General features: G+C 72.1%; 9 protein-coding genes and 1 other RNA gene. 7 read left to right on the top strand and 3 right to left on the bottom strand.

The window, feature by feature from the left end; genetic code table 11:
- Positions 1-14 precede the first annotated feature (14 nt).
- Positions 15-1,271 (top strand): S41 family peptidase, encoded by a 1,257-nt coding sequence (locus BM333_RS10560; RefSeq protein ID WP_092310982.1) that lies wholly within the window; start codon positions 15-17, stop codon positions 1,269-1,271.
- On the opposite strand, the gene purT is transcribed toward BM333_RS10560, so the two are convergent.
- Genes purT through tkt form a run of 3 tightly spaced genes read right to left on the bottom strand, consistent with a single transcriptional unit; the run spans position 1,268 to position 5,306 of the window.
- Entirely contained in the window at positions 1,268-2,461 is a 1,194-nt protein-coding gene (purT, locus tag BM333_RS10555; RefSeq protein WP_092310979.1) for a formate-dependent phosphoribosylglycinamide formyltransferase, read from the bottom strand. The two genes, BM333_RS10560 and purT, sit on opposite strands and share 4 nt — an antisense overlap.
- A gap of 14 nt (positions 2,462-2,475) precedes the next feature.
- Positions 2,476-3,312 carry an alpha/beta hydrolase gene (locus tag BM333_RS10550; protein ID WP_092310976.1) on the bottom strand — a complete coding sequence of 279 codons (837 nt, stop codon included), beginning with the start codon at positions 3,310-3,312 and terminating at the stop codon, positions 2,476-2,478.
- On the bottom strand, positions 3,312-5,306 hold the full coding sequence (tkt, locus tag BM333_RS10545) for a transketolase (protein ID WP_092310973.1): 1,995 nt from the start codon (positions 5,304-5,306) through the stop codon (positions 3,312-3,314). The genes BM333_RS10550 and tkt overlap by 1 nt, the downstream gene beginning before the upstream one ends.
- A gap of 97 nt (positions 5,307-5,403) precedes the next feature.
- On the opposite strand from tkt, the gene BM333_RS10540 reads away from it, so the two are divergent.
- The 6 genes from BM333_RS10540 (at position 5,404) to BM333_RS10515 (ending at position 8,899) form a co-directional block, all read left to right on the top strand.
- Complete coding sequence (locus tag BM333_RS10540; RefSeq protein WP_092310970.1) at positions 5,404-5,661, top strand: hypothetical protein; 258 nt, start codon at positions 5,404-5,406, stop codon at positions 5,659-5,661.
- Positions 5,661-5,969: a cell division protein ZapA gene (locus BM333_RS10535; protein ID WP_092310966.1), complete on the top strand. Its 309-nt coding sequence runs from the start codon at positions 5,661-5,663 to the stop codon at positions 5,967-5,969. The genes BM333_RS10540 and BM333_RS10535 overlap by 1 nt, the downstream gene beginning before the upstream one ends.
- Before the next feature lie 74 nt (positions 5,970-6,043).
- The gene (locus BM333_RS10530) at positions 6,044-6,535 is read left to right on the top strand and encodes a MarR family winged helix-turn-helix transcriptional regulator (RefSeq protein WP_092310963.1); all 492 of its coding nucleotides are present in this window, start codon (positions 6,044-6,046) and stop codon (positions 6,533-6,535) included.
- Complete coding sequence (locus tag BM333_RS10525) at positions 6,532-7,884, top strand: S41 family peptidase (RefSeq protein ID WP_092310960.1); 1,353 nt, start codon at positions 6,532-6,534, stop codon at positions 7,882-7,884. The genes BM333_RS10530 and BM333_RS10525 overlap by 4 nt, the downstream gene beginning before the upstream one ends.
- Before the next feature lie 52 nt (positions 7,885-7,936).
- Positions 7,937-8,097: non-coding RNA, 6S RNA (ssrS, locus tag BM333_RS10520), on the top strand.
- Between the two features lie 232 nt (positions 8,098-8,329).
- Entirely contained in the window at positions 8,330-8,899 is a 570-nt protein-coding gene (locus BM333_RS10515; RefSeq protein ID WP_245777234.1) for a 5-formyltetrahydrofolate cyclo-ligase, read from the top strand.
- Positions 8,900-8,903 lie beyond the last annotated feature (4 nt).

The raw sequence follows: 8,903 nt of genomic DNA, 5'->3' as shown, positions 1-8,903 counted from the left end.
CCTAACGTTGATCCATGGGGTTCCGCCGCCTTCTCGATCGTCTGGCCGTCGCGGCCGTCGCCGGCCTGTGTCTGACGTGGGCCAGCCCTGCCTTCGCCGGCGGTCCCTTTCCCGAAGCGGTGTCGGTCGAGGCCGCTGCGCCGGGACGCGATCGCGTCCGCATGAACCGCCGCGTCTTCGACCGGGTGTGGAGCGACGTCCGCACCCAGTACTACGACCCCGGCCTGCACGGTGTGGACTGGAACGCCGCCCGCCGCACCTTCCGGCCCCGCGCGCTCGCGGCCGCCGACGACCGCGCTCTCTATGCCGCGCTCAACGAGATGCTGGATCTGCTCGACGACGACCACGCCGGGGCCGCGCCGCCGGCCGTGGCCCGCCGCCAGGACACCCTTCGCGAGCGCCGGCCGGCCATCGGCGTCTCTCTGCGCGCCATCGATCCGGCCTCCGGTCACTACCGCGTCGAGCGGGTGCGGCCCGGATCGCCGGCCGACCGCGCCGGCGTCCGCGCCGGCTGGACGCTCGCCACCGGCGAGCCGGGCCAGTGGAGTCCCGAGCAGGACGTCGAGGCGGGCCGGCCCATCCAGCTGGACTTCACCGATGAGACCGGCGCCCCCCGTCCCCTGCAGGTGGCGCCGGAGATCCTCGAGCCGGAACCCGCCTTCGTCGCAGACCGCTCCCGCCCTGGCGTCGTCGTGCTGCGCGTCGAGGGCTTCGAGGCGGGCCTCGGCGACTGGATGGGCGAGGAACTGGCCCGCACCGGACCTGATGTCGATGTGATCGTCGACCTGCGCGGCAATCCGGGCGGCCGGCTGATGGAGGCCGATGCGGTGCTCAGCTGCTTCCTGCCGCGGGACCTGCGCTGGGCGACGCGCACCGGCCGTTCCGGCCGCACGATCGAGATGCGCACCGCCGGCGGCTGCGGCCCCCTCGAGGGGCCGGCCCCGCATGAGGTCGTGGTGCTGGTCGACGGCGACAGCCGCAGCGCCGCCGAGCTGACTCCCGCCGCGCTGCAGGAGGCCCGCCGCGCCCTGGTGATCGGCGAGCCGACGGCCGGGGCGGTGCTGATCTCGCAGGAGACCCGCCTGCCCGACGGCGGCAAGCTGACGCTCAGCCGCGCCGACTTCGTCACGGCTGGCGGCGTGCGTCTGGAGAAGCGGGGAGTGACCCCCGACCTGCCGGCCGAAGGAGACGCCGCCCTGCTGGCCGCCATCGCCGCCCTGTCGCAACCCACGCTGGCCGCTGCCGAAGGCGGCGCCGCGCCGGGGCTCTAGCCGGCGACCGGCCTCACCCGGCCGGCGGCCTCACGCGCCCGCGCTCGCGCTTGGTCGACGTCATCGCCCCGCGCCAGCGCCACGCCCATGCGCCGCCGTTCGTAACTCTCCGGCTTGCCGAACAGGCGAAGGTCGGCCGTCGGGACCGACAGCGCCTCGGCCACGCCCTCGAACGCGATCCCGGCCGCCTCCATCCCACCGTAGATCACCGCGCTGGCCGCCACGTCGCGGCGGCTGACGTCGACCGGCAGGCCGAGAATGGCCCGGGCGTGCAGGGCGAACTCGCTCATCCGCTGGCTGGCCAAGGTGACCAGGCCGGTGTCGTGCGGCCGCGGCGACACCTCCGAGAACCACACCTCGTCGCCCTCCACGAACAGCTCGACCCCGAACACGCCCAGCCCGCCGAGAGCGTCGGTCACCTTGCCGGCGATCTCCTGCGCCCGCGCCAGCGCCGCCGGGCTCATCGCCTGCGGTTGCCAGCTCTCGACGTAGTCGCCCCTTTCCTGCCGATGCCCGATCGGCTCGCAGAAGTCGGTGACCACCTGCCCGTCCCGCATCGAGCGCACTGTCAGCAGGGTGATCTCGTAGTCGAAGTCGATCTTCCCCTCGACGATGACCCGCGCCGTCTCGACCCGCCCGCCCGACTGGGCGTAGGCCCAGGCCGCGTCCACCGCCTGCAGCGTCTCGACCATCGACTGGCCCTTGCCCGAGGACGACATCACCGGCTTGACGAAGACCGGCAGGCCAATGCGTTGCGCCGCCTCGGCCAGTTCCGCCGCGCTCTCGACGAAGGCGTAGGGGCTGGTCGGAAGGCCCAGCTCCTCGGCGGCCAGCCGGCGAATGCCCTCGCGGTTCATGGTCAGCTGCGTCGCCCGCGCCGTCGGGATCACCCGCGCGAGCCCGGCCGCCTCGACCTGAGCCAGCACGTCTGTGGCGATGGCCTCGATCTCCGGCACGATGATGTGCGGCGCCTCGGCCAGGATGACCCCGTTCAGCACCTGCGGATCGGTCATCGGCACGACATGGCTGCGATGCGCCACCTGCATCGCCGGCGCGTTCGGATAGCGGTCGACCGCGATCACCTCGACCCCCAGCCGCTGCAGCTCGATGGCCACTTCCTTGCCCAGCTCCCCGGCCCCGAGAAGCATAACGCGGGTCGCGGTGTCGGAAAGAGGCGTGCCGAGTTTCATCGGGGCGTCCTTGCTCAGGGCGTCGGGGCGGGGAAGAGCTGCCGGACGGCGTCCAGCGCGGCCCCGTGGTAGATGGTGGCGTGGCTCTCGGTCGGGCGGGGCGTGTAGTCCCAGGTCAGGCCCGGCATCGCATGCCGGTGCAGGTTGGCCGTCAGCACCTCCATCGGCGCCTGCATCTCCGGCCCCTCGTCGCCGAGCGTCAGGATCAGGGTGCGCGGATCGTTGGAATGATCGCGCAGGTGCGCGCCCGCCTGCGCCGCCAGTTCACCGCCGTCCCACCACAGGCTCGGGCTGACCGCGACGTAGGCGTCGAACATCTCCGGCGCCTTCAGGAAGGTCTCGACCACGAACAGGCCCGCCAGCGACTCGCCCATCAGCGCCGTCTCGCCGCTGGTGCGGAAGCGCCCCTCGACGAAGGGCTGGACCTCGTCCCGCAGGAACCCCCGGAACCGTTCCGACTGTCCCTGGGTCGGATACTGCGCGATCAGCTCCGGGTTCTCCGTCGGCAGGGCCAGCTCGTTGCGCCGGTCGACCGAGGCCACCCCGACCACGATCACGTCGCGCGTCGTCCCGTTCACCGTGCCCAGCTGCGCCAAGCCGGAGATGTGGTGGAAGTCCTGCCAGGTCGTCCCGCCGTCCAGCAGGTAGAGCACCGGATAGGTCGCCTCGCCCTCCGCATAGCCGGGCGGCAGCCAGACGTTGATCTCCCGCGTCCCGCCATAGGCGGCGGAGGGCAGGGCGTACGACGTGCCGATGACGATCGGCGTTTCCGTCGGCGCCGTCTGCGCCAGCGCGGCTGGCGCGAGGGCGATCCCCGCCGCGACCAGAAGGACGGCGAGGACCCGGCGCATCAGAGGCGCGCCTTGACCTGTTCGACCACCGCCTCGGCGGTGATGCCGAACTTCTCGTACAGCACCTCGGCGGGGGCGCTGGCGCCGAAGCCGGTCATGCCGACGAAGCCGCCGTCCTCGCCGATGAACCGCTCCCAGCCCTGCTGGATGGCGGCCTCGACAGCCACGCGCACCGTGCCGCGGCCGAGCACCGACGCCTGGTAGGCCGCATCCTGCTGGAAGAAGAGCTCGAAGCAGGGAACCGACACGACCCGCGTCGGCGTGCCTTCGGCTTCCAGTCGCTCGGCGGCGGCCAGGGCGACCGGCACCTCGGTGCCGGTGGCGAACAGGGTCGCCCTGGCCTCGCCGTTCGCCGCCTTCAGCTCGTAGGCGCCCTTGGCCGACAGGTTCTCCGACGCCGCCGCGGTCCGCACCGCCGCCGTCTTCTGCCGCGACAGGGCCAGCGCCGAGGGCGTCGCCTTGTGCTCCAGCGCCAGCTTCCAGCACTCCATGGCCTCGACCGTGTCGGCCGGGCGGAACACCAGCAGGTTCGGAATGGCCCGCAGCGCCGCGAGGTGCTCGACCGGCTGGTGGGTCGGCCCGTCCTCCCCGAGGCCGATCGAGTCGTGGGTCAGCACGTGGATGACCCGAACGCCCATCAGCGCCGCCAGCCGGATCGACGGCCGGCTGTAGTCCGAGAACACCATGAAGGTGCCGCCGTACGGGATCACACCGCCATGCAGCGCCATGCCGTTCATGGCCGCGGCCATGCCGTGCTCGCGGATGCCCCAGTTGACGTAGCGCCCCTCGTAGGTCGGGGCGTCGAAGATCGGCGTGCCCTTGACGAAGGTGTTGTTCGAGCCGGTCAGGTCGGCCGAGCCGCCGATCAGCTCCGGGACGGCCGCGAACAGCTCATCCAGCGCCGCGCCCGACGCCTGGCGGGTGGCCTGCGCCGGCTTGGTCTCGACCAGTTCGGCGATCTTCGCCTCCAGCCGGTCGAAGGCGCCGGCGGGCAGCTCGCCGTTCATGGCCCGGGTGAACTCCGCCGCCTGCGAGGAGGCGGCCAGCCGGGCCTCCCACGCCTTGCGCGCCTTGGCCCCGCGGCGGCCGACCTTGCGCCACGCCTTCTCGATGGTCGCGGGCAGTTCGAACGGATCGTGCGTCCACGACAGGCCCAGCCGCGTCGCCGCCACCTCGGCCGCGCCCAGCGCCGCGCCGTGGGTCTTGTGGCTGCCTTCCATGGTCGCCGCGCCGCGGCCGATCTTCGTCCGGCAGGCGATGAGCGTCGGCTTGTCCTGCTTCGTCGCCCACTTCAGGGCGGCGCGGATATGGTGCTCGTTGTGGCCGTCGATGGCCTTCACCGCCCAGCCGGCCGCCTTGAAGCGCTGCTTCTGGTCGGTGGCGTCGGACAGCGACACCTTGCCGTCGATGGTGATCTCGTTGTCGTCCCACAGCACCGTCAGCTTGTTCAGCCGATAGCGTCCGGCGAGGGTGATCGCCTCCTGCGACACGCCTTCCATCAGGCAGCCGTCGCCGGCGATGACCCAGGTGCGGTGGTCGACCAGGTCCTCGCCGAACCGCGCCGCCAGATGGCGTTCGGCCATGGCGAAGCCGACCGAGTTGGCCAGGCCCTGGCCCAGCGGACCGGTCGTCGTCTCCACCCCCGGCATGTGGCCGTACTCGGGGTGGCCGGCGGTCTTCGAGCCCCACTGGCGGAAGTTCGACAGCTCATCCTTCGTCGCGTCCTTGTAGCCAGTCAGGTGCAGCAGGGCGTAGATCAGCATCGAGCCGTGGCCGGCCGACAGGATGAAGCGGTCGCGGTCGGCCCAGTCGGGGCGCGAGGCGTCGAACTTGAGGAATTTCGAGAACAGCACCGTCGCGACGTCGGCCATGCCCATCGGCATGCCGGGGTGGCCGCTCTTCGCCTTCTCGACCCCGTCCATCGCCAGCACCCGGATGGCGTCCGCCATCTGCTTGCTTGAAGGCTTGGCGGATACGGCTTTGGCGTCGGTCACGGCGGGGACCTTTCGTCGGGAGGCGGAAAAAGGGAGGCGCGCCGCTTTACCCCGGCGCGCCTGCGGGTTCTATACGCTTTCGAGGAGAATGTGACCGATGGATGCTGCTTCGGCCGCCAGGGATCGCGTCGACCGCGCGCTCGTCCTGCTGGAACGTCGCCTGCTGGAGCTGAAGAGCCGGGCGGCGGGGGGCAGCCGCGTGCCCGACGACGACCTGTTCGCCCCCCAGCCGTCCAGCGAGACCGATCGCGCCCGCATCCACGAGCTGGAGGCCGCCGGCCGCGACGCCGCCCGTGCGCTCGAACGGGCGGCCGAGGCCATCCGCGACACCCTGACGGAACAGGAGGCGCGCTGATGGCCACCGTCACGGTCGACATCAACGGCCGTCCCTACGCCGTCGGTTGCGCCGACGGGCAGGAGGAGCGGGTCCGCATCCTCGCGAAGCAGTTTGACGGCCATGTCCGTCAGGTCGCGGGCGAGGTCGGCCACGTCGGCGACCTGCGCCTGTTCCTCATGGCCGGCCTGCTGCTGGCCGACGAACTGCACGAAGCCCGGCTCAACGGCGGCGCGGCCCCCGCGCCGGCGGCGGCTTCCCAGGACGGCGTCGCCGAGGCCCTCAACGCCGTCGCCGCCCGGCTTGAGAAGATCGCCCAAGGCCTCTGACATGCCCAAAGCGGGCTCAAGCCTGTCAGATTTGTCATTTGAACGGGTGTAACAGTGCTTATACATCGCGGCTCATGGCTCATTCGCTACGCACCCACGGCGTCCTGCTGCGCCGCCTCATCGAACACCTCGACGGGGCGGTGGAGCTGCTCTACGCCGACGCCGGTCTCGACTACCGGCCCCGCTACACGCCGATCGTCCGGGCGCTGCTGAACGACGGCCCCGCGACCCTCCGCGCCCTGTCGACCCGCACCGGCGTCACCCATTCGGCCATCAGCCAGACCGTGGCCCAGATGGCCGCCCGCGGCTGGGTCGCTCTCGAGGCGGGCAGCGACGCGCGCGAGCGCATCGTCGCCCTGACCCCCTTCGCACTGGACCGGCTGCCCCTGCTGGAGCGGTGCTGGGAGGCCACCGAGATCGCCTCCCGCGGGCTCGACGAGGACCTCGGCCAGCCGCTCGCGGACGTTCTGGTCGGCGCGCTGGACGCCCTGCAGTCCAGGCCGTTCGCCGACCGTCTGGCGGTCGCCTTCTCCACCGCCTCCTCCAGCACCGAAGCCGCCCGATGACCCGCACGACCCTGATCCTGTCCGCCTGCGCCCTCGTCCTGCTCGGGGCCTCCCCGGCGCACGCCCAGCAACCGGCCCCCGTGGCGGTGGCGCGGACAGGGGCCGCCGCCCCGCTGGACGCCGCCGCCCGCGCCGCCGCCGTCGCCGCCATGACCCGCGAGATCGAGGCGCGCTACGTCTTCCCCGACCGCACCGCCGCCATCCGCGACCGCCTGAACGAAGGCCTGTCGAGCGGCCGCTACGACACCGCGGATCCCTCCGTCTTCGCCGAGCGGGTGACCGCGGACCTGCGCGAAGCCAGCCGCGACGGCCACCTCTACCTGATGCATGCCCCGGACCAGTATGCGGCGACCATCACCTCGGATGCGGACGCGTACGACAATCCCGCCTACCTCGCCCTCTGGGCCGCCGCCGCCCGGCGCGGCAACCACGGTCTCGGCGAGATGCGCATCCTGCCGGGCAATGTGCGCTACCTGCGCATCACCACCTTCTACTGGGTCCAGGACCGCACCGGTCAGGCCTACGACGACGCCATGCGCTTCCTGCGCGAGGGCGACGCCCTGATCATCGACCTGCGCGGCAACGGCGGCGGCGACCATGCGGCCGTGCGCTACCTGCTCAGCCACTTCATGGAGCCGGACAGGCTCGACATGACCTTCCTGGAGGCGGGCGAGGAGCCGGTCCAGTCGCGAACCCTCGATCACCTTCCCGCCGGCCGACTGATCGGCAAGCCGCTCTACGTCCTGACCAGCCGGCAGGTCGGCTCGGCCGCCGAGGCCTTCGCCTACAGCGTGCAGAAGTTCGGCCTTGGGAGCCTCGTCGGCGGCGTCACCGCCGGCGCGGCCAACAACAACACCGTCGTGCCGATCGCCCCGGGCTTCATGCTCAGCGTCTCCTACGGTCGTCCGGTCCACCCGGTGACCGGGGGCAACTGGGAGGAGGTCGGCGTCGACCCGGACGTGGCTGTCGATGCGACACAGGCCCTCGACACGGCCGTCTCGCTCGCCCTCACCGACCTGCTCGCCCGCCCCGAGGCCGATCCGGAGGACCGCGCCGCCTGGGAATGGGCCCAGGTCGCGGCCGAAGCACGCGTCCGCCCCGTCGCCATCGCCGCCGATCGCCTCCAGGCGCTGGCGGGGACCTACGGCGGCCGCGTCATCGCCCTCGAGGACGGCGGACTGGTGTGGCGGCGCGTCGGCGGCCAGACGTCCCGCCTCAGCCCGATGGACGCCGGAGGCCTGTTCGCAGTCGAGGGGTCCGACGATCGGCTGCGGCTGCGCCTGACGGGCGATACGCTGGAGATGCTCCGGATGGACCAGCCGGCGCCCCAGCGGTTCCCGCGGGACTGAGCAAGGCGCCATTGTTCCGCCCCCGAGAAGCGACTATCTTCGTCCTTGGCGGGTCCTGCTGCGGCTCACGTCGAAGGCGACTAATCCTCGCGACCTTAATTCTCTCTACGGGATCTGTCCCTGTCCGGGCTCGAGGGCCTGGGCACACGGAGCCCACCTGGCTACCCAGGTCGAGAGGATTGAACAGTCCTTCACGGTCCTCGCGGCGCCGCCAACCTTCCTCCCTTTTTCGACGCTAACGCTCGGCTCGCGGAGCCTCGCTGCTTGAGCGCGTCGTCGTCACCCTCCGACTTGATCGGAGGGTCGGCTTCCGGAGCCTCGCTGCCTGAGCGCATTCCTCCCCCGCAGGGGAAGGGGGACCATGCGAAGCATGGTGGCGGGGGCGACCGCCAGCTCGCCTCGTCTCCCCGCTCCGCAGGGGGAGGGGGCGACGTCGGCCCCTCCCATGCGCTACCTCTCCCCCATGACCGACAAGCGCGAGCTCCGCGCCGCCATGCGCGCCCACCGCAAGGAACTGGCCGGCCAGTCGCCGGAGGCCGCCGCCCGCGCCGCCGCCCACGTCGGCGACCTGCCGGCGGGCGGGATCGTCGCCGTCTATCGCGCCATTGGCTCCGAACTGGACGCCGACGCCGTCTGCATGGCGCTGGAGCGGGACGGCCGCGAGCTCTGCCTGCCGGTGGTCGTCGAGCTGGACGCGCCGATGATCTTTCGCCGCTGGCGCTTCGGCGATCCGCTGGAGCTCGACCTCGCCGGCGTTCCCGCGCCGCTGCCGCTGGCCGAGCCTGTCACACCCGACCTGATCCTCACCCCGCTGCTGGCCTTCGACGACGCCGGCGGGCGGCTGGGGCAGGGCGGCGGCTACTACGACCGGACCTTCGCGGCGCTTCCGGCCGCCCGGCGCATCGGCCTGGCCTACGCCGGACAGCAGGTCGACCGCCTGCCGCTGGAGGGGCACGATATCCGCCTGCATGGCGTTCTGACCGAGACCGGCTATACCGCCGCGCGAAAGGTCTGATCTC

Source organism: Brevundimonas viscosa, from assembly GCF_900116065.1.
Taxonomy (GTDB): Bacteria; Pseudomonadota; Alphaproteobacteria; order Caulobacterales; family Caulobacteraceae; genus Brevundimonas; species Brevundimonas viscosa.
The sequence above is the reverse complement of the archived record's forward strand: the minus strand, read 5'-3'. Positions and strand labels throughout refer to the sequence as shown.